This is a genomic window from Hoylesella shahii (assembly GCF_937990675.1).
In the GTDB taxonomy this organism is placed as follows: Bacteria; Bacteroidota; Bacteroidia; order Bacteroidales; family Bacteroidaceae; genus Prevotella; species Prevotella shahii.
Map to the genome: position 1 here is coordinate 32,429 of NZ_CALKQY010000056.1, position 22,634 is coordinate 55,062.

At 46.6% G+C, this 22,634-nt stretch carries 16 protein-coding genes and 1 pseudogene; 16 read left to right on the top strand and 1 reads right to left on the bottom strand.

Going from position 1 to position 22,634, the window contains the following annotated elements; genetic code table 11:
- Positions 1-24 precede the first annotated feature (24 nt).
- The 6 genes from QME03_RS08290 to QME03_RS08315 all read left to right on the top strand — a co-directional run bounded on the left by QME03_RS08290 (position 25) and on the right by QME03_RS08315 (position 5,720).
- The gene (locus tag QME03_RS08290; protein WP_281724054.1) at positions 25-1,656 is read left to right on the top strand and encodes a RagB/SusD family nutrient uptake outer membrane protein; all 1,632 of its coding nucleotides are present in this window, start codon (positions 25-27) and stop codon (positions 1,654-1,656) included.
- Positions 1,657-1,949: 293 nt separating this feature from the next.
- Complete coding sequence (locus QME03_RS08295) at positions 1,950-2,822, top strand: hypothetical protein (RefSeq protein WP_281724055.1); 873 nt, start codon at positions 1,950-1,952, stop codon at positions 2,820-2,822.
- 71 nt (positions 2,823-2,893) lie between these two features.
- Positions 2,894-3,835, top strand: a complete 942-nt coding sequence (locus QME03_RS08300) for an HlyD family secretion protein (protein ID WP_281724056.1) — start codon at positions 2,894-2,896, stop codon at positions 3,833-3,835.
- Positions 3,836-3,908: 73 nt separating this feature from the next.
- Complete coding sequence (locus tag QME03_RS08305) at positions 3,909-4,331, top strand: hypothetical protein (RefSeq protein ID WP_281724057.1); 423 nt, start codon at positions 3,909-3,911, stop codon at positions 4,329-4,331.
- Positions 4,332-4,449: 118 nt separating this feature from the next.
- Positions 4,450-4,878, top strand: coding sequence for a hypothetical protein (locus QME03_RS08310; protein WP_281724058.1), 429 nt, complete (start codon positions 4,450-4,452; stop codon positions 4,876-4,878).
- A gap of 329 nt (positions 4,879-5,207) precedes the next feature.
- Positions 5,208-5,720 carry a ferritin gene (locus QME03_RS08315; protein ID WP_281724059.1) on the top strand — a complete coding sequence of 171 codons (513 nt, stop codon included), beginning with the start codon at positions 5,208-5,210 and terminating at the stop codon, positions 5,718-5,720.
- 258 nt (positions 5,721-5,978) lie between these two features.
- Here QME03_RS08315 and QME03_RS08320 read toward each other — a convergent pair whose 3' ends face one another.
- A complete protein-coding gene (locus QME03_RS08320) occupies positions 5,979-6,608 on the bottom strand; it encodes a hypothetical protein (protein WP_281724060.1) in 630 nt (209 codons plus the stop codon).
- Positions 6,609-7,441: 833 nt separating this feature from the next.
- Here QME03_RS08320 and QME03_RS11820 point away from each other — a divergent pair.
- The 10 genes and pseudogenes from QME03_RS11820 to QME03_RS08365 form a co-directional block, all read left to right on the top strand.
- Positions 7,442-7,531: pseudogene (locus QME03_RS11820) on the top strand (ferritin); the annotation flags it as partial.
- 1,814 nt (positions 7,532-9,345) lie between these two features.
- A complete protein-coding gene (locus QME03_RS08325) occupies positions 9,346-11,604 on the top strand; it encodes a TonB-dependent receptor family protein (protein WP_462675814.1) in 2,259 nt (752 codons plus the stop codon).
- A gap of 112 nt (positions 11,605-11,716) precedes the next feature.
- Positions 11,717-15,025, top strand: coding sequence for a SusC/RagA family TonB-linked outer membrane protein (locus tag QME03_RS08330; protein ID WP_281724074.1), 3,309 nt, complete (start codon positions 11,717-11,719; stop codon positions 15,023-15,025).
- 58 nt (positions 15,026-15,083) lie between these two features.
- Positions 15,084-16,604 carry a RagB/SusD family nutrient uptake outer membrane protein gene (locus QME03_RS08335; protein WP_281724061.1) on the top strand — a complete coding sequence of 507 codons (1,521 nt, stop codon included), beginning with the start codon at positions 15,084-15,086 and terminating at the stop codon, positions 16,602-16,604.
- 31 nt (positions 16,605-16,635) lie between these two features.
- On the top strand, positions 16,636-17,604 hold the full coding sequence (locus tag QME03_RS08340) for a putative zinc-binding metallopeptidase (protein ID WP_281724062.1): 969 nt from the start codon (positions 16,636-16,638) through the stop codon (positions 17,602-17,604).
- Positions 17,594-18,628 (top strand): DUF4302 domain-containing protein, encoded by a 1,035-nt coding sequence (locus QME03_RS08345; RefSeq protein ID WP_281724063.1) that lies wholly within the window; start codon positions 17,594-17,596, stop codon positions 18,626-18,628. The genes QME03_RS08340 and QME03_RS08345 overlap by 11 nt, the downstream gene beginning before the upstream one ends.
- Before the next feature lie 26 nt (positions 18,629-18,654).
- Positions 18,655-19,275, top strand: a complete 621-nt coding sequence (locus QME03_RS08350) for a hypothetical protein (RefSeq protein WP_281724064.1) — start codon at positions 18,655-18,657, stop codon at positions 19,273-19,275.
- Between the two features lie 37 nt (positions 19,276-19,312).
- Positions 19,313-20,482 (top strand): DUF4856 domain-containing protein, encoded by a 1,170-nt coding sequence (locus QME03_RS08355; protein ID WP_281724065.1) that lies wholly within the window; start codon positions 19,313-19,315, stop codon positions 20,480-20,482.
- Between the two features lie 38 nt (positions 20,483-20,520).
- Positions 20,521-21,672, top strand: a complete 1,152-nt coding sequence (locus tag QME03_RS08360) for a fibronectin type III domain-containing protein (protein WP_281724066.1) — start codon at positions 20,521-20,523, stop codon at positions 21,670-21,672.
- A gap of 3 nt (positions 21,673-21,675) precedes the next feature.
- A complete protein-coding gene (locus tag QME03_RS08365; protein WP_110369873.1) occupies positions 21,676-22,605 on the top strand; it encodes a hypothetical protein in 930 nt (309 codons plus the stop codon).
- Positions 22,606-22,634 lie beyond the last annotated feature (29 nt).

A 22,634-nucleotide genomic window follows, 5' to 3' on the forward strand; every position in this document is an offset into this window, starting at 1 on the left:
CTTCACACACAAAACAGGCCAAAAATGAAAACCCAAACCCACATCCTAAACCTCGCCCTAGCTGCCTTTGCGCTGCTAACCACTACTACGAGCTGCCTTAACGACACGCCTCGCGACCGCATTGAAGAAGAACAGGCCATTAGTTCGCCCTCTTCTCTGTGGATTAACAGCGTGGGAAGACTCTACAACTGCATTGGCTCTAACGAAGAGGGAAAAGGCTTGCAGGGCACATATCGTGGCATATACGATTATAGTACGTTTACAACCGATGAAGCCATTGTACCCACTAGGGGAGCCGACTGGTACGATGGGGCTTTCTGGCAACGACTATACACCCACCAATGGGACGACAACGACCAAGAACTGTACAACCTTTGGTGCTATCTTTTGCAATCGGTGGTACAATGCAACGATGCCATCGCCTTGATAGATAAGCACAAAAACATACTCACCCAGCAACAATGGCTGGCCTATAACGCCGAGGCAAGAGCCATCCGAGCCATGTTCTACTACTACTTGGTAGACCTTTTTGGTAATGTTCCACTGCTAAAAAGCAACAATACATCTGTTTCCGAGGTGTATAACGCACCGCGAACCGAGGTGTTTCGCTTCGCATTCCACGAACTTCAAAACGTTGCTCCACACCTCGCAAATGCACATTCCAATCTCCAAGGCGAATATTATGGAAGGATAACACAACCCGTGGCCTATTTTCTGCTAGCCAAACTGGCGCTGAATGCCGAGATTTTTACTTGCAACAACCCCGAACGCCACACCCCACAACAAGGAACTAACATCCATTTCACCGTCGATGGCCAGAAACTCAACGCCTGGCAAACCACCATTAACTATTGTCAAAAATTGCAAGCAGCAGGTTATCAGCTCGAACAAAACTACGCCGACAACTTTAAACTGCACAACGAGAACTCAAGCGAGAACATTTTTACCATACCCATGGACAAAAATCTCTACCCCAACGAATACCAATACCTCTTTCGCTCGCGCCATTACAACCACGGCAAGGCATTGGGATTGGGGGCCGAAAACGGAGCTTGCGCCACCATTTCCACAGTGCGCGCCTTTGGATATGGCAACCCTAGCACACTAGATAGCCGCTTTAAACTAAATTTCTATGCCGACACGGTGAAGGTTGACGGCCAGGTTGTACGCTTAGACAATGGCAAAGAACTGGTGTACATGCCCTTAAACGTGGAAATAGACCTCACCGCATCGCCCTATATCAAAACAGCTGGCGCACGAATGGCTAAATACGAGGTAGACCGAAAGGGATTTCTCGATGGTAAACTGCAAGACAACGACATCGTTCTCTATCGTTATGCCGACGTGCTACTCATGATGGCCGAAGCCAAAGTGCGCAACGGACAGAGCGGACAAACCGAAATGGATGCCGTGAGAACACGAGCAGGCATGCCAACACGCACCGCCACACTCAACAATATCCTACAAGAACGACTGCTCGAACTGATGTGGGAGGGCTGGCGACGACAAGACTTGATTAGATTTGGACGCTTTACACAAAGCTACGACCTGCGTCAAGCACTCGTAAACGAAAACAAGGGCGCTACAACCCTCTTCCCCATACCCCGCAAAGCCATCGAATCTAATGGCAACCTACGACCCAATAGCAACTTCTAAACATTCATCGGCTTTATAAAAAAGAAAGCAAACAAAGCCATTTTTGCAACGCTATGCCCAAAAAGCAAACAAAATTGCAACAAAATATCGCACGCCACAAAATCAGCATTGTTCTTTTACACGTCATTTCTAACCCAAATGGCGTCAAAGAACCAGAATAAAGCATCCATAAAGCCTGCAATCTACACTTTTTAAGTTATTAAATGTTTGCAAAGCCACATTTGTTTTGTCGTATCGTTAGAAATATATAAATTTGCAAAGATAATCAAATCACGACATAAGCGATTGACTCTATGAACAAGAAAATTTGGATACCCACCATCTTAGTGGTGCTACTCTTGGCCGGCGCAACGGCCTATCTCTTCATCAGCCTTAACAAACAAAAGGAAGAAAACGCAGCAATTAAAGAGCTTGCAGAGATAGACAAGAAGGAGATGGAGAACGAGTATCAGCAATTTGCTCAACAATACAGCGAGATGAAAACGCAAATCAACAACGATTCTATCGTGGCGCAACTCACCGCTGAACAAGAAAAAACCCAACGTTTACTGGGCGAACTACGCCGAGTAAAAAGCACTGATGCCCGCGAAATTACTCGTCTGAAGAAAGAATTGGCCACCGTTAGAGCGGTTATACGTAGCTATGTAATGGAAATAGACTCGCTAAACAAGGTGAATGCCTCTCTAGCACAAGAAAACACACGTGTAAAAGGACAATACGAGGCTGCCACACGCCAAATTGAAGGCCTGAGCACAGAGAAGCGTTCACTATCCGAGAAGGTGGCTATTGCTGCACAGCTCGATGCAACGGGCATCGCGCTCGTGGCCAAAAACAAACGCGGAAAGTCTACCGACCAAATAACAAAGGCCACAACGCTGCAAGTAAGCTTCAATATCACACGCAACGTAACCGCTACAAGTGGCGTGAAAGACATTTATGTACGCATCATGTCGCCAACAGGAAGCCTACTTAACGGCGAAGGTTCGTTCTCTTACGAAAACCGCACACTGCAATATTCCATGAAACGCAGCGTGGAATACAATGGAGAGGAAACGCCTGTGAGCCTCTTCTGGAATGTGTCGCAAGCCCTTCAGGGTGGCACTTATCAGGTGAGCATCTTTGCAGACGGCAATATGATTGGGTCGCGTAGCTTTACCTTTAAATAGTTATAGCACACCTCAAACTAACTCATGGCGAGCAAATGCACACCACAAGCTAGCATTCCTTAACTTAGTACATGCAAAAGAAACGGCAATTAAAATTGAAACTATGGATTGGGGGAGCGTTTATTATCGCTCTCGCGGCTATCGCTGCCATAATTGCCAATAGCTTAAAGACACCCAAAGACCAAATGATTGACGGTCAAGTGGAGGTCTTGCAGTATTCTGTGCAGGTACAACAAAAAGGAAAGGTGCTCGATATTAGAGTGAAAGAGGGAGACTATGTAGAAGTGGGAGACACGCTAGCACTCTATCGAACCGACGATACGCCTATCCCCGAAGACCCCACACTCGAAGTGTTAGCCACCACTTTACACCCCTATCGCACAGGTAACAAAACCGTTGACCGCGCTTATGGACGATGGCAACAGGCCAAAGCGGCCGAAGAACAAGCCGAACGCATATATAGAGATGTAGAGAGAAAACTTGCCAAAGGAAAAGCATCCGTTAATCTTCGCGACAACATCCTGAACGAATATAGGGCCATGCAAGCACAAACTAAGTCGTTTAAAACCGACTACGAGGCTGCGCTTAATAGCTACAAGACCGAAAAAAACAACTTCATCGGTCCGCAAATCATTGCCATCGTCACCAAAGTGGAAGGCGAAGTGAGCGAAATTACTGCCAAACGCGGCGAACAACTATCGGTGGGCAACACCTTGCTGAACATTGCCTTGCTCGACAACTTGTGGGGAAGCATCATGGTGAACCGCAAAGAAAAATCGCTCTTTAACGAGGGCGACACTGTTTCGGTATACTGCAAACCCTTCAGCATGTATGTCAAGATGCGTGTTTCGGGCTTTAAAGCCAATTTCGATTTCCTCGACTCGGATAGCTATAAACACGAAAACGAGGCCTTACAAACCTGGGAGATGCAACTCAGACCGGTATATAAGGTGGATGGCTTACGTCCTGGTATGCAATTATCTGTGCCAGTAAAAGCCGAAGACGGCGCATAACAACCCACACAAGGTCTAAACCTAAAGAGGAAAGGCTGCCAAACGAGAACATAATCCTTAAATATCACATACCATGACCGATATAAACGCACTCATCTTCGCTCTTGCATTTACCATGGCTTTTATGTTATTGATAGGTGCTTACACGCGAATAGAACTAAAAAAAGAGCCTGTGCACATTTATAGAACGCGTTTGCAGCAAGCTTTTTACGTCGTTACGCAGCCCACCGTTGTGATTACCACCACCTTGCTTTTATCCCTTTCGTGGTGCGCTGCCTTAGACTCAGGTAATTTTGCTTATGCTCTTTTGATGCTGCATGGACTAAGAGCGAAGTACGCTTTGGCCATCAATCTCATCATATTGCTCAATTTTCAATCAATGCTGCACTGCATCTTATGTCGCAATCGCATCACTAGCTTCATGTATTACATGCACATTGTCAACTTCATTATGTTGGTTACTCCGGCCACTATATATATTATTTCGGGCCCATAACTGGATACTTGCTCCTCATCGCAGGCGTGAAGTGCACACATCAACCCTCAAAAAACATCAACACCCATGAGGATATGGCATTCAGCCCTCACTCTCTATATCACTAGAACATCATCCCATGCACGAATTTCTACTTAAAATACTCCCTATTGTGATAATCATTGGCATTACGTTAGCCGTGGCACCAGGTAGGAGAAAAGAAAAAAAACTAGGTTATATTCACACCTACGACACTTATGGGAAAATGTTTTTCTACGCCATAATCCTACCCATGGCGCTGATCTTCAATACAGCGTGCGTTTTGGCGGCTACATTGGCCACGCTCAGAGGGGGCGAAATTGGCTTGCTGTTTTTGCTTCTTCCGCGCGACCAAACAAGCATGTTCTTTGTTATTTTAGGCTTTCTGTTACTGGCTGTGCTACATATCTGGTCGCTTGTTCATTGCGTTAGGCATTTTAATAGCTATTGCAATGCCATGTATTGTACACATGCGTTTAACATCTTTATGCTGTTGCTAACGCTTATAGTTTCAACCCTCAGGGGGTAAACAGTTACATGGCATGTGGCATTAGCAAGTTGGCCATGCTTTCCACACATTATAACACTGCCACTTGGTGTATGCGATAACGCCACGACACAAAACAAAACTGATTTCTGCCACATTTTAATAAAATACATTATGGCACATTTTTTGTAAGGAGATATACAAGAAGTGATAAGAAAAAGATACAACGAGTAAAGAGAGAAAACAAAAGCCAAAAGCAAAGAGCAAGGTTTTAAAACACAAGGAAGAGAAAAGAAATAGCCAAACTGCACCATTGCAGAATGGCAACCAATTAAAATAAAATAGGTATTACTTATAAATCAAGCAACATTATGTTAAAGAAGAAAATCGAAGAAGCGCTCAACGCGCAAATCAACGCCGAAATGTGGTCGGCTTATCTATATCTTTCAATGGCAGCATATTGCCACGCTCAAGGTCAGCCTGGCATGGGTAAATGGTTTGAAGTGCAGTTTAAGGAAGAACAAGACCACGCCAAAATCTTGTTCAACTATGTAATTTCGCGCAACGGTAAGGTAGACTTGCGCCCCATTGAGGCCGTTCCAACCGAATGGAACAGCATCCTAAACGTGTTCGAACACTCACTGCGCCACGAGCAATCTATCACCGAAAGCATCAACAAACTGTTTGCGCTCACCTCGGCAGAAAACGACTATGCCACACAAAGCATGCTGCAATGGTTTATTGACGAGCAGGTGGAGGAAGAAGAAAACGTACAAACCATTATCGACAACCTGAATATGATTAAGGATAACGGTTATGGTATTTACATGATTGATAAAGAATTAGGTCAGCGCACTTACAAAGCTGCCACGCCTTTGGCATAAAAGCCACGTGTTTTTTGCGGCTAAAGTGCTGAAACGTTGCTTCCACAAACCTCGATTTGCCTGTGCAAGCCACAGGCTAAGCAACAAAGCAAACCGCAAAACAACACATCTACCACACCCCATGCATGCTTATCGCGAGCATGCATGGGGCTTTTTTGTGTTTTGACTTGAGCCCCCAAAGGCAAGTATATGCGTCTTACTTAGTCAGTTTTATCACTCTTCACAATATAACAATATAACAATAAAAGACGCTTTATATTAATCCCAATATGGAAGGTTGTTCCATGCTCCAACCAAAGAACCAACGGCTGCTCCAGCTAATAAGGTAGTTCCATTTGAAGCCACACCAGCAATACTGCTCATTGCCCAAGCCCTTAATGCACCTGCACCATCAGCTTTAGCCCACTTCTTTGTTCCGTTTTTAACGCCATCCCAAAGCCAGCCTCGTGTCTTCTGCTTTTGATTATGTAATAAGACTGAAATCCATTTGTCTGAATTTTCATACCAGTAAACACAAGAGTTATAAGTAACCCCTGCAACAAAGAAAAGCCCGTCGATCTCTTCGTCTGTCAAATTGGGGTAGGACGCCATAACTTTATTTATTGTTTTCAAAATCTCATCTTCCAAACTGTCTCGAATGATGTCCTCATTATTAAAGAACTCATTGTAGAACATCATCAAAAATTCGGGTTGTTTTATAGCATCCTCGTGTGAGCTTCTTGTTAGTTTATTCGCATCATTTAAAGCGCAATTGCCCAAAATACACTTTTTAAGGAAAGAAAAAGAGGGGAACGCACTAGAACCTCTTGTACTTGCACCTATTCTCTCGCTAAAGGCAAAATCTTTGTTAGCAGCAACAAAGAGGTTTAAACAAGAATCCAATAACATTTCGCTGCGTAGAGAACTTGCACTAATTGCGTCTGGTTACTTTTCGAGAGCGTTATATACACATTCTAACATGACATTATGCCCAATTGTATTGAACTTACTCGCATTAAACTTCTGTTCAATCAATGACTTCTCATTAGACTTTTCTTCGAACCCCGACTCGTTATTGGAGCAAGAGTAGCAAACCGCAAAAAGAATAGGCTTAGAAAACCGATGTAATTTCTATTTCTTCTCACGACTGAAAAAATAAAATAAGATTGAAAAAATTAATGTGAAGATAAAACTGTCCCAGGTTATGATATTTCTAACGGCAACGTCTTTATCACTTGAGAGCATGCAATCAAGTAGATTAATCCCCCAACAAATAAACAATAAAATTACGGGGAAAAGACGTCTCCGAATGTTTTTAATTTTAAGTTTAAGCATATTTAATGTTAAATTTTATAAGTTGAATACTCTGATAGAATAAAATGGCACTATAAAATTAAATTTATAGTCTTTCTTTTGAAGCAAAAATATACAATTTTCTAATGTTTTGCAAAATTACATTCGTGCCGTTAAGTTTATTTTTTACACGACGAGGCGTATTAACACTTCTTTGCATGTTCAGGCGTGTAGCCTTGTAAGGCAGGTTAGCACGTCAGCAGCTACAAAACGACACAAATTAGTAAGCGAAACATTCCTTTTGATGCCCTAGCATAAGCCTACAAACATTGGCAAAAACGACTGGATTTGTTGGTGTTCTAACCATAGTAGCCAAGCTTTTTGCGTTAAAGTTAAGGTCATTTCATCCCTATTCGTTATCTGGATTGTGAAGTAAACGCCCATAGACGCGTTTGATTAAGGATAACGGTTATGGTATTTACATGATTGATAAGGAACTGGGACAGCGCACTTACAAAGCTGCATCGCCATTGGTCTAAATCGTGTTCACCATTGCCAGCTGGTGCGCGCCAATTATGCACGACTAGCGTTTATTAAACACACGCACTGGCTAGGTCTAGGACGATAAACACGGGCCAAAAGCTCCGCATATAAGCCCCATGCTTGTTTACAACCAACAAGTGTGGGGCTTTTTGCATTATCCCCCTTAATGGTATGGTGTTGCCTATACACCGTTTTCACAACATACCAAGAAGCATAACCCAAGTAAAATACTGCAAACAGACGAAGTCTTACACTTAACGGGCATCGCTCTGCAATGATTTGCCGGCGCTATATTGTCAAATATTTGCACCAATTTTTAACATTATGAGTACCATCAGCGCAAATTTTCTGAGCAATGGGCTTATTTAAGCCCGTATTTTTAAAGTTTGTAACACTTTGATTTACTGATTATTACAAACTAAATATGCAAAAATAGCTCTTTTTAGCACCAAAACGGCCACTTTTGACAGACAACTTACTCGCCTAATTGACATCAAGCACGCTTTCACTGCTAAATACTGTTTTCTATATAAAACGCCTTGAAAATATAAGTTTTAGAACATTATATATGCAATACACAACAAATCTACTTGCAAAACGCACCATTTAGCGTTGCGTTTTGTAGGAGATAGCGCTGCGTTTTGTAGGAGATAGCATTGCGTTTTGCACGAGTTAGCATTGCGTTTTGCTGCATATTACAAGCTTAAATGCTGCATTTAGCTTAGAGAAGAACGACATTTAAGTATGATTTCTTGACACTTCCGAATGTGATTTGTGCGCAAAAATTCTTGAAATAGAATTGCAAAAGCATAGCAAATTGCAAAAAATAGGCCGAAAAGCAATTCAAAGCGGTAGGCAATTTCTCATGTTTTAATGCGTTTTATATAGGTTTTAGTAGTTTTTTCGGCTAGAATGGGTTGGCTTGAAGAGGACGATTTGTAAAGTTTATTTACCTAATTAACAATTCATCTCGCCACCCCTTACTTAAAAACAGCAAAAAGCCACCACCCAAACGATGGATAATTGCCTAAAGCAAGATGAACATGTTGGCAACAAGATTGTGGCAACTGCGCCACCCAATGGCGGTAATTAACATCCTCTTGCAGCACCATCGGCAGCGCAACACCTTACCTATATTTCGTTTAACCCAAATTGGTCATTAGAGCCTAAACAGATTTTGTTATATTGTCGAGCAGATTGCCTGTCTTTATAAAGCAGCCGTAGCGGGCTACGTAAAGTTGCAAAGACCTACAAGATGCCAACAAGAAAATAAAAGATGTTAGGAAACAACACAAAAACAAGAATTCTGGAAACATTGTGATATAATAACCGATTGGGTTTAAAAATCATTATCCACGCTTAAATAAGTGCTGACTAGCTCAACTCCATTTATCTAAACAGCAAAAACACTAGTCTCTATTTCCAATTGTGATATAAAAAGCTACACCTATTCTCGCCTCAACATCAGCAAAAAAGGGCAACATGCATCCCCAAAAAGAATGAAGCCACAAACATAAACAGCGCAAGAAAAAGGCTAAACACGCAAAAATACCAACAAATAATGATTGCACAGTTTTTTATTTTTTATTAACTTTGCGCTCGATATTTAAGAACGGCTAGAAGAAACAACATTATTTACTGTTTTTACTGACGATATCTACTTGACAAGCAAAGGGTTTAGGCCATCATTAGCAGTAGAGCGCGAAAGCTTTCATCAAGCAACCGCGCCCCAAAAGCCATGCCCAACAGCAAAGAAAGAGAGAGATGTTGAGAGTAGCCAGTCAGAAAGCAAACAGACATACACAAAATCATGATTAGTCATACATTCAGGACGAAATCTTTCATCACACTTATCGCCCTTGCACTAGCATTGTGCGTGCCCGCGCATGCCCAAGAGGTAAGCAAGAGCAAAAACATGACCGACTCTACGCACCGCATCAGCGAGGTGGTGGTGCGTTCCAACCAGATGTTGGGTAGCAAATTCGAGGCTCGCAACCGCACAGGCTCGGCCTATTACTTGTCGCCAGCAGAATTGGCTAAGTTTGGTTACACCGACATCAACCGCATGCTTAAGAGCGTGCCCGGCGTAAACGTGTACGAAGAAGACGGCTTTGGCCTTCGACCCAACATCAGTTTGCGCGGCACTAAAGCAGAACGAAGCGAGCGCATATCGCTCATGGAAGACGGCGTACTGGCTGCTCCTGCCCCTTATGCAGCCCCAGCAGCCTATTATTTCCCCAATGCGGCCCGCATGTATGCCATCGAAGTGCTTAAAGGTAGTAGTCAAGTGCAATACGGACCCTTCACAACGGGTGGCGCCATCAACATGGTTTCTACACCCATTCCCCAACGCATGTGGGGCAAGGCACAGTTATCGTATGGCAGTTACAACACCCTGAAATCGTATATTGGCTTTGGCAATCGCCATAAGCACGTGGGTTATGTGGTGGAATACTTACGTTACCAGTCTAAAGGCTTTCGTCGCGACGAGCCAGACAATCGCACAGGCTTTAAGCGCAACGACCTTATAGCCAAGGTTTCGGCACAAACCGACAACCCCGACGGTGTGAACCACCTCTTTGAACTTAAATTTGGCTTCGCCAACGAAACCTCAGACGAAACCTACGTGGGACTTTCGGAGGCCGATTTCGCCTTGCGCCCCTACTTTCGCTATGCGGGTGCGCAGCGCGACCAGCTCACTACGCGCCACATGCAATGGGTGGGCACCTATGTTGTGGAGAAAAACAACAAATGGAAAATAACCACCAATCTCTACTACAACCACTTTTTCCGCAACTGGTATAAGCTAAACGATGTGAGAGTGGGCCATACCAAAGCCGAAAAACGCTCTATTGCCGACGTGCTTACCGACCCCGACACCAATAAAGACTACTTCGACATCCTCACTGGTGCAAAAGATTATCTAGGCGAAGCGCTAATGCTGCGCGCCAATCATCGCAAATACCACTCGCGAGGCATACAAAGCAAGGCCGAATATCGCACCATGCTCATGGGTGGATACTTCACGGCCGAGGCTGGATTGCGCTATCACGCCGACAGCGAAGACCGTTTTCAGCAGGATGATGCCTACGCAATGCAAAACGGCACAATGACTTTGTTTCTTGAAGGACTGCCAGGAAGTCAGGCAAACCGCATCACCACGGCCCACGCATGGGCTGGATACGCCCTAACCAAATGGGCCAAAGACGCGCTAACCCTAACATTGGGCGTTCGTTACGAAGACGTTGACCTGCTAAAACGCGACTATACTGCCGCCGACCCACGTCGCACGGGTATGGTTCGCATCGAGACGCCCAACCACGCACGTGCTTTATTGCCCGGCTTGGGTGTAAGTTATAGGTTGTTGCCCGTGCTTTCGGCATTCGGTGGCGTGCATAAAGGGTTTGCCCCACCCAGTGCCACCCTCTACCAAAAGGCCGAAAGCAGCGTAAACCTCGAAGCGGGATTGCGCCTTACCACCAATAACTTAAAGGCAGAGGCCATCGGCTTTTACAACAACTACGACAATATGCTGGGCAGCGACCTTGCAGCACAGGGCGGACAAGGCACACTCGACCAGTTTAACGTGGGCAAAGCCGTGGTGAGAGGCCTTGAGTTGCTGTTGCATTATCAACCCCTACCCCGTCATTGGGGCGTGCAATTGCCCCTCCAACTGTCGTACACCTACACCGATACCGAGATGCGAAACACCTTTAGTAGCGAGTCGTGGGGCGACGTTGTCTATGGCGACGAGATACCTTATATATATAAGCACGCCTTCAATGCCCAATTGGGCGTAGAATATAAACGCTTTGAGGCCAATGTTGGCGTGCGTGTAAACAGTGACATGCGCACCCAACCAGGACAAGGACGCATTGCTCAACGCGAAAAAATACCCGCGCATGCCATTGTAGACGCATCGTTGAAGGGACACATCAACCGCCATCTCACGCTCACAATCAATGCCATCAACCTCACAAACAAGGTTTATTTGGTGTCGCGTCACCCCTCCGGGCTCCGTGCTGGTCATCCTCTTGGCATCTATGGAGGCGTACTTTGGCGTCTGTAACATTCCTCATCCAACCCCCTTCCAGTAAGAAAACAAACTTATGACGACAAATATATCAACCCCCTTTAATAAAGTGGTGGCGCTAACAATCGCATTGTTTGCCTGCCTACAAATGGCTTTGGCGCAAACCAACGCCATAACGGGTACGGTGAAAAACGAGCAAGGCGAGACATTGGTGGGCGCTTTGGTGCTTGCTACTGGCACAACCGAACGCGCAGTCACCAATATCGACGGCCATTTTAGCCTTAACGCCGCCCCTGGACACATGCTTCAAGTGAGTTATGTGGGCATGATAACCCAGCAAGTGAAGGCTCAAGCCAAACCTATGACCATCGTGATGAAGGCCGATAGCCGAATGGTAGACGAGGTGGTGGTAACAGGTTACCAGAATATTCGCAGCCGCGTGTACACTGGTGCAGCCACATCGGTGAAGATGAACGATATTAAACTAGAAGGTATAGCCGACCTTTCGCGCATGCTCGAAGGGCGCGTGGCTGGTCTTTCGATACAAAACATATCGGGAACTTTTGGTTCGGCACCACGTATCAACATTCGCGGCGGAGCCTCTATCATCGGTAACGTGCAACCGCTGTGGGTTATCGATGGTGTGGTTTACGAAGACTTGGTGCATCTTAACCTAGACCAACTGGCATCGGGCGATGCAGCCACACTGGTTGGGTCGGCCGTTGCAGGACTTAATCCGGCCGACATCGAAGACATTCAGGTGCTGAAAGATGCCTCGGCCACCTCTGTTTACGGTGCGCGTGCACTCAATGGCGTTATCGTTGTGACAACAAAATCGGGTAAAAGAGAAACGCCTCTGCGCGTGACTTACGCTACCGAGAACACCATTCGCATGAAACCGCGTTACAGTCAGTTCGACTTGCTCAATTCGCAAGAAACAATGGCACTGTATCAAGAAATGAACGACAAGGGATATTTTGGCATTCGCAACGCCCTCTACGGAAGAAGAGCAGGCGTATATCACGAATTGTACAGAGGTTTGAGCACCATCAACCCAGCAACAGGCCAATACCAAATAGCCAATACAGCCGAAGCTCGCAACGCCTTTTTGCGCGATAGAGAATATGCCAACACCGATTGGTTCGACCTATTGTTTACCTTTAATCCCACAACAACCCACTCGCTCACCTTTGCTGGCGGAGGAAAGAATGTGGCAACCTACGCCTCGGTGGGCTTTTACTACGACAGTGGTTGGACCATCGCCGATAAAGTGAGTCGCCTAACGGCCAATATCAAAAGCACCTTTTACATCAACGACAAGATGCGCGCCACGCTTTCGGCCCAAGGCAACATACGTTCGCAAGAAGCACCAGGCACAATGCCCCAACGCAAGAACCACACATTGGGCGTGTTTGAGCGCGATTTCGACATCAATCCCTTCTCTTACGCCCTCGGCACGAGCCGCACACTGCGTCCCTACAACGCCGATGGCACACTGGCTTACTATCGAAACAATTGGGCGCCGTTTAACATTCTAAACGAATATGCCAACAACAGCACCCATGTAGACGTGCTCGACTTTAAGCTGCAAGCCGAAGGAAGCTACCAATTAACGGCAGAACTGGCCCTGAAACCCCTGTTTTCGGTGCGCCGAGCCAACACCATTACCACCCACGAAGTGAACGAAGGCTCAAATGTGGTGCAGGCTTTCCGCGCCAACGACAACCCAACGGTGGCCCAAGACAACATTTACCTGGTGCGCGACAAGGATAATCCGCTGCAACAACCCAAGGTGGGCCTTACCCACGGCGGCTTGTTTAATCGCACCGAAACATCCATGACCAGCGTTTTGGCACGTTTGGCCCTCGATTTCGACAAGCGTATAGGTCAACACGACCTCAAAGCCTTTGCCTTTAGCGAAGTGAGAGTGGCCAATCGCACCAATCAACCCTTCCAAGGATATGGCATACAATACGACCGTGGCAACCAAGTGTACACCAATCCGCTTATCTTTGACAAGCTAACTAATGAGGGTAACGCCTACTTTGGACTGCACAAACGCAACGAACGTGGCGTAACCTTCTCGCTCAATGGAACCTATGGTTATGCAGGGAAGTATGTTTTCAACGTGGTTCTCAACACCGAAGGCTCGAATAACTCGGGACGTGGGTCGCGAGCGCTATGGTTACCCACGTGGAATGTAGGCGCTAAATGGAACGTTGACCAAGAAAAAATCCTCAAAAACCATCCTTGGATATCCCGACTTGCATTGCGTGCCAGCTACGGACTCACCGCTAAAATGAACGAAGAGGCCATCAACGCTAGCGCCGTTTACCAAAGTGGCATTGTAAACCGTTACCATTTTAACGACAGAGAAAACAAACTGAACATCCTGCATCTTGAAAACCGCGACCTTACATGGGAGAAAATGTACGAGCTGAACGTGGGCATGGAACTGGGATTGTTTAACAATCGCATCAGCGCCACCCTCGATTTGTACCAACGCAACACGTTCGACCTTATCGACCTTGTACGCACTTCGGGCGTTGGCGGACAGTATTACAAGTACGCTAACTTTGGCGATATGCGCACAAGAGGTGCAGAATTGGGTCTACACACCAAGAATATCGTAAGCAAAGACTTTTCGTGGACCACCAGTCTTACGCTAAGTGCTATGCATCAAGAGATAACTCGCCTACTCAACACGCCCAATGCCTTCGATATGGTGGCAGGACGTGGACGCGGAAACATCGTGGGTTATCCAAAAGGTTCGCTCTTTTCGTATAACTTTCAAGGACTAGATGGCAACGGCTTGCCCACTTTTCACTTTGGGCGATACCCCTCTAGCCAGAACGTTTACGCCAAAAACGCAGGCGCCGACTTCCTGGATACGCAGTATGCAAAGACTTATCTCATCTATCATGGCCCTATCGAGCCACAGGTTTTGGGCGGATTGAGCAACACTTTCAAACTAGGAGCTTGGGAATTGTCGTTCTTTCTAACCATGCAAGCAGGCAACAAAATTAGGTTAAACCCAACATTCGACCCCGAATTTGCCGATCTCAACGTGTTCTCTAAAGAATATTACAACCGTTGGCTCAATCCTGGCGACGAGCTACACACAGATGTACCCGCACTACCTTCGCAAGAATTGATAGAGAAAGTGGGCAAAGAGAACATCGAAAAAGCATACAACACTTACAATTTCTCACAAAATCGCGTGGCAGATGGTAGTTTTGTGCGCATGAAAAATATCTCGTTGGGCTACACTTGCACACCAGCCATGCTCAAAAAACTGCGCTTACACGCTGCTTCTTTGCGCATTAACGTCACTAATCCCTTTCTTATCTATGCAGATAGTAAGCTTAAAGGGCAAGACCCCGAGTACTATCGCACGGGCGGAGTATCGCTCCCAACACCACGACAGTTCACTGCAACGCTTAACTTAGGCTTCTAAACGCCAAACAAAAGCATGCACATCCCACACCATATATAACGAAACCACTCCATATAGAATGAAGAATAACATCTTGCTACTGGCGTTGCTAGCGCTGTTTACAGCCTGTAACGACTTTCTGGACCACAGTCCCGACTCGGATCTCGATGTAACCATCGACACCGAAGACAAGATTGCCGAGCTACTTACGGGTGCTTACCCGCAAGCTAGCTACATTGCATTTCTCGAACCACGCACCGACAACGTTGAAGAACGACCCAACGGCGTGCATTCACGACTGAACGAGGCCATGTATTTTTGGGAAGACTACGACCAAGAAGACCTCGATACGCCCCTAAATTATTGGAATGCCTGCTATAAGGGCATCGCACAAGCCAACAAAGCACTAGAATTGCTCTCTACTTATCCCAAAAGCGCGCGCGTAAAAGCACTGTATGGCGAGGCTTTTTTGCTAAGAGCTTACTTGCATTTCATGCTGGTGAACATTTGGGCACAACCCTATTCCAACCAAACCACCGACCCTGGCATCCCCTATATCACTAAACCAGAGAAGGAAGCACTGGTGGATTATAAACGACAAACAGTGAACGAGGTGTACGAAATGATTGAAAAAGACCTGAAAAGAGGTATTACGCTCGTTGATGATGAATATTATAAGCACCCCAAATTCCACTTCAACAAGAAGGCTGCTTATGCCTTTGCATCGCGTTTCTACCTCATGAAAGGCGACTGGGAACAAGTGGTGGCCTATGCCGATTATGTACTTGGTGGCGACCCTAAAACCCAATTGCGACCCTGGCGAACCTATGCAAGCGAACTGGAATTTAGACATCAAGACTTGTTTCGACGCTATGCCAACCCCGACGAGCCTGCAAACCTCTTGCTAACCACCACCGAGAGCCGATTGGCACGCACACTTCCCAACGAGAAATACGGCTCTACCTTTAACACCGTCGATAAAGTGTTTGCCCAAAAAGGCATCGAGGGAGGCGGCGACTATGCCAAAATGAACTTCATTGGCACCTATATCTTCACCTCGGGCGTGCTCGGCGTACCCTCAAGCAGGTATTTGGCTAAGTTTGATGAGCTATCTACCACCGAGAGTGTGGGCAGTAAGCCACGCGGAATGTATGTAACCAATGTGCTTTTTTCAACCGATGAGGTGTTACTTAATCGCATGGAAGCCCACGCCATGTTGAAAAACTATTCCAAATCTATCGATGATTTACTGCAATACACGCAAGGAAAGTTTGGTTTTATGCCATCACTCGACCGCGATGTGTACACCACCACCAACCGAAGTAACTACGAAACATACACCCCATTCTATGGAATGACACTCAAACAGCTGGCTTTGGTAAAAACCATTGTGGGATTTCGCCAGCAAGAGTTCTATCAAGAGGGCCTGAGATGGTTCGACATTCGTCGCTTTCACATAGCCGTAAAGCGTAGTTCGAAGAGCAATTACTATTTCCCGCTTGAGAAAAACGATCCTCGTAAGCTGCTACAAATACCTGCCGAAGCCATCAATCGCGGCTTAGAAGCTAATCCGCGAGAGCGCAATGAGGCATTGCACTAACGGTGTTTTAACCCTAAAAGAACATTCAACAATGAACATAAAAAGCATTATCTGCCTGTTGTTGCCCTGTTTAATGCAGGCTTGCGCCAGCGACTCGCTCAGTTCGCAAAGTGTGATTGACGAAGCAACGCAACAACAAACGCCAACCGAACTAGACCGTTGGATTGCCGATAGCATCACTACACCTTATAATATAGAGGTGGTTTATCGTTGGCAAAAAAACGCCAACGCAGGTAAAACCTTCGTATCACCACCCAAACCGCAAAACGTGAAGGCTGTTTTAAGGGCCGTTAGACAACTGTGCTTCGACATTTACAGCCAAGAAACCTTCGGAGGAACACGCTTCCTTCAAGGAAAAACACCGCTACGCATCTACCTTTATGGTGGAAAAAATGTTGACGAGAATGGCGTTGAACTGCTCAACAACCCTTCGCTCACTCCCTCGGAAATGGCTATCTTCCGCGTAGACAACTATAAAGCCAGCGACGTAAACAAACTTTACGCCCTTATGCGCAGCGTTCACCACCAGTTTGCGCGCCGTTTAGCCGAACTAGTGGCATACGACCGCGATCGCTTTTCCCGCATCAGTGGCCATCGCTATACAGGTTCGACCGAGCCTTTAGCGGCTCCTATAAACTATTCGAAGAAAGAAAAAGACTACTTCGGACTAGCCGACTATGCCAATAAACGAGGCTTTTACACCATGCAAGCGTTTCTTTCGGCCGAAGACGACTTTGCCGAAATAGTGAGTTCTACACTCTGTGCAACGCCTAAAGAGGTGAGCGACGCCATCATTACAGCACAAACGCCCGACCAAGATAGCGACCCCGAGGTGCAACAGCAATACAATAAAGAAGCCGAACAAGCCTATAAAGAGATGGTGGCAAAGCAAGAATTCGTGGAACAATACATGCAAAAGAACCTCAAAATAAACTTAAAGCAACTGCAAGTGGCTTGCGTTCGAAGCATAAACAACTATATCAAACAACATGCACAGTAACTATAAACTTTGGCTTATCGCCATCATCGCAACATTATTCGTGGCCTGCGATGCCGATATCGAAGCCTTCGACCGCTCGCCGGCGCAACGTAATGCAGAAAGTATTGCTGCTCTGAAGGCCGAACTTACCGCTGCCGAACATGGCTGGCGCGTGTTGTACTTCCCTCGAACCGATTCTCTGCTGTTCTCTAATCCATCCGAACTGATACCGCAATTTGGCTTTCGTGGCCGTTATGGCTATGGTGGACATTGCTTCAGCATCAAGTTTCACGCCGACAACACGCTCGAAATGAAAGCCGATTATAATGCTTCGACGGCCTCAACACCATTAACGAGCGAGTACAACGTGGGACGAAACAGCTTCACACAACTCAGTTTTGTTACCCAAAACTATGTTCACGAGTTGGTTAACGATGCTTTTCGCGCCTCAAGCGATTGGCTCTACATGGGCAAAAATGCTGATGGCGACCTGGTTTTTCGCACCGCTAGCTATCTAGAACCAGCGCGCGAGTACATCGTTTTCACCAAAATGACCAACGAAGAACAATGGCAACGCACCACCAACAAAGCCCTCGAAAACCGCGAATACTTTGAAAGCATGGTTAATCCGCAGCTTTCTATTCACCGCGGTAGCCGAACTTACTTCCGCAGCGACATCTACGTGAAGCGCGATGTTGAAACAAATAAGTCGCTGTTGCGCGAAATTAAAGCGAAGAAATATTACCTTTTTCTCTTCGCACAGAAGAAAAATCCCATACCAGGATACCCTGCAAAAGAAATCGTTGGATTGGGTTCGGGATACGGTGGCACAGAACATGGCCTCACCTTTCGTGCTGGTTTGCGCTACGATAGCAAAACAATGTTCTTCGATTTCGAACGCGTGGGCCAACGTTTTCGTGCCGAACTGGTTGAAGTTTACGACCCTCTGCTGCGCAAAACACGCCTTGTGAGCAAACATTTGCATCCCGAAGGCGTTGAAACAGGACTTGTTGCCGAGATATGGGACGAAGGAGACGACCGCTAACGCTTACCTTTAAATAGATAAAACAGATGAATGTAATGAAATATATGCTCGTGGCAATGGTTGTGTTACTTGCCAGTTGCTCGCGAAGCACCACCGATTATGCCGAAGAAGACTACGACTTGCTTTTCCCTTTCGCTGGAATTGAAAAGCCGAAAGTGTCTTACGAAGACCAGATTGTGCAACTGGGAAACCCCGATGCACCTGTGTCAGACTTTGTTTACCCTGGTGTTGAGATTAATACCAACGTGAGAACGTACAACGTTACGCTCACTTGTCAGTTTCGAGAGGTAGACATCCTGGGCAATAACGTGCCCGACGACGACCTGGCTTCGCGCTTTGTGGTGCGCTATGTGGCCGCAAACCGCCAGCTTATTACTATTGCCAGCAACACCACCAACGAGGAAGCGGCGCAATATCTCACCAATGGCAAACCGCTTGAACTGCACTTTAAAGCCCAATCGGGTTTCCCTATGTATCTCCTTGTCAATGGTATCGGCCCACGCGGTTCGTCTATTAAGGCCACTATCTCGGCCGTTTCAGAAGACGGATTTACCATTGTGAAGCCTCTAACAGTGAACGAGCATCAGAACGAAGAGGGTATGGACAAGATTAAAGGGCCGTTTTGTGCCTACATCATCCTACCCTAACCCCCACAACATGCATCACATCATACAACGACAAACGATGAACAATAAGATATTTTGGGTGCTTTTGCTAGCGCCAATGTTCTTTTCGAGCTGCACTCAATGGCAAGGCGAGACGGTAGAAACTGCCTATGTGCTACCTCCTTACCCCGACCCCGAATACAAATTCACAAGAAATGGCAGCAGCAGTGTTGACTATTTGGAGTGCAGTTTGCTGCGCGACCCCCTCAATTACATCTACGATAGTTATCTCAAAGAGGCCAACATCCTTTATCGGGCGCAGTTTGAAACGATGAAAAATTATTGGGATAATGGAGAATTTGGACTCAAACCGCGCAACGAAATATCGGCTTCGCCCTTACATAAGGCCGACAGCGCACTGGTGAAAAGAGATGTTGAAGACATCTTTAACCAGTCGGCTGCTCTCAGCGGTATGGGTAAAGAAGGACCAGGAACAGCCCGTAACCAAAAGGCCAAGCCTGGTAAAGCAGGCTATTTGGGTCGTAACATCGGCGATGTAAACCTAGCTTTTGCCAACGAAAAGGGCATCGTTGTGGCCGAACTCTTCAAAGGCATCGTCTATGGGGGCATCTATCTCGATAAAATTCTCAACACCCACCTCAACGATAGCGTACTAAACAGCGAGGCACTACGAAGAAGTCACGAGGCCAACGAACTGGTTGCTGGACACAACTACACCGTTCTCGAACATCATTGGGACTTGGCTTACGGTTATTATCAGTTCTGGTTGCCCTACGTTCAAACCTCTAATGCAGTGGCCTTACGCCAGTCGCGCATCACGCTTTACAACGCTTTTGCTGCTGGAAGGGCTGCCATAACCCAATATCGCTATGCCGACATGCTGCAACAACAGGCCATTATACGCGCCGAACTGTCTAAAGTGGCTGCCACAAGGGCTGTAACACTGCTCACTGGAGCCACCACCATGGCCAACATCCACGAAGACGAGGCCAACGCGCTCACCTTCTTATCCGAAGCTTGTGGTGCTATCTATGCGCTGCAATTCACGGTTCGCCCTTCAGGTAAGCCGCATTTTAGCTACAACGAGGTGAAAAACATCATCCAAGAGCTAACCGCCGGCAACGGACTTTGGGACAAACAACGCCTGCTTGGCCCTGCAGCAACTGCTGGTTCGCTGCAAAACGTGGCCTTGCAGGTGGCACAAACCTATGGTCTTAGTCTGCAATAAGCCCACAAATACATTGCCAACACATCAACAAGCATAATATGAAACATCTACATATACTGGCACTTGCCCTAGCCTTTACTCAAACAAGCTGGGCACAAACCAACCAAGAGCTGGTGCTCGATGGGGGATTTGAGGTTTATGTTGCCCCTCAAGGCGGAAGCAGTAGTAACGACGAAGAGGGTTCTACGCCCTCGTTCGACCCCTATCTCAAACCCCAATACTGGTATTTCAATTCTTCGCTGTCGCGCGAACGCACCAAAACGGCCCACTCTGGCAATTTTTCCATACGTGTTTATCCCAATGGTGGCTCGTTTATTGCGCGCGATAAAGATTTCAACACGCATTACATCCCCGTGCAATCGGGCGCCGAATACGAACTTACTTATTGGTATCAAGGCACCGTAACCAAACCTAACATCTTGGTGTATATCGACTGGTATAAGGGCGAAAAGTTGGTGAAGAAAGACGAACGAAAGGCACAAAAAGACCTAGCGAAGGACTTTTCTAACACATGGAAGAAAAAAACGCTCACCTTTAAAGCTCCTGCTGGCGTGGAAAGTGCAGCCTTGGGCTTCTACATCCAGTCGGTTTACGAAGACGCCGAAGCTGGCCGTTACATCCTCATCGACGACATTTCGATGGTGAAAACCAAAGATGGCGAGGTGCTACATAAACCCGAACCACCTGCCAATGTTAGGGCTACGCCTCAGCAAAGAGAGATGGAATTGTCGTGGAATGCTGTAGCCGACGCTGATGCTTCTTATCAAGTGTACATCAATGGCAACCTTGTTGCCACCACTAAAAGCACGAAATTTGTGGTCACGGCATTAGAACCCGGTCGCGCTTACACCTTTAATGTAAAAACCATCAAGGGCGATGTTGCCTCGGATGCATCTACTACGGTGTCGCAAACAACAATGCCACTTAACTTCGGTGTTGACGAAGAAGACCGCATACCTTATCTCTACTTGGTGCGCGAACAAGGCACAACACCTCGAACCCTACCCCTTTACTACCACGATTTGGCCAATCCCAATGCCATTATACGCTATTGGGTAGACGGCGAAGCATTTACCCCCACCGATAACACCATCACCTTTGCCTCGAAAGGCGAACACGCGCTGCGCATAGAGATTGAAGAAACAGCCACACGCAAGTGGGAAATACAATATAAACTTAACGTAGACTAAGCGATGACAACAACCATATTCAACACCACTCGACACCTCTGCTTGCTCTTTGTTGCGCTGGCTGCGATGCTAACTGGATGCAACAACGAGGCCGACAACCAATTGTCTGACATACAATTCAACCTTGAAACAACCGACTCGGTGGCGCTTAACAAGCAGTCCACACGCATTGTGTTGCTCAATGGCGGCACTGGCAAATACGTTGCCAACATCGCTAACTCAAGGATTGCTAGCATCTCGGTGTCGAAAGACACGCTGCGCATCAATGGTTTGCTCGAAGGCGACACTTACGCCACCATCCTTTCTGGCGACTTTAAACGCCAACTCAAAATCAGTGTGGTGGTTCCACCCATCAGTATCAGCGACACCGAAATTCGCCTTTACCCACGCGACGAAAGCAAATTTGTGAGTCTTGCTGGTGGTGGCGACCTTGCTCGCCTCGCCATCGACGACCCCGACAGCATCCTAACCACTAAATGGAACGCCAAAACAGGCATCCTTGAGATTGCTGCTGCCTACGAAGGCGAAGCCTATATCAAAGCCATTGCACAAGATGGCAAATACAAAACACTTAAGGTGAACGTGCGTTGCAGCGGTTCGGCCCAGCAAGTGGGCGTGTATGGCACCACCTCGCGAAGCATCTACCCGCAAATGAACACCGTAATGGCCGTTAGCCGTCCTGGTGTTGGTGTGTGGCTGATTAATGGAGCGCGACCCACAGCTGCCAAACGGGTACTAAAAATTAAACCCAACATCGTTTCGCCTAAGGTGGGACAGCAGATAATGATAACCCTTGGCATGAACTATCCCGACGAGTTTAGTGGCACTATGCTGCGCGAAGGCAAACACAAACTCACCGTTGAAGAGGTGAGAGCACAAAATGTGGTGCTGCGCGGACGTGGCTTTAAGCTTGTTGTACCCTACGAACAATAACACTTTAAACAAACAATATATATTAAATA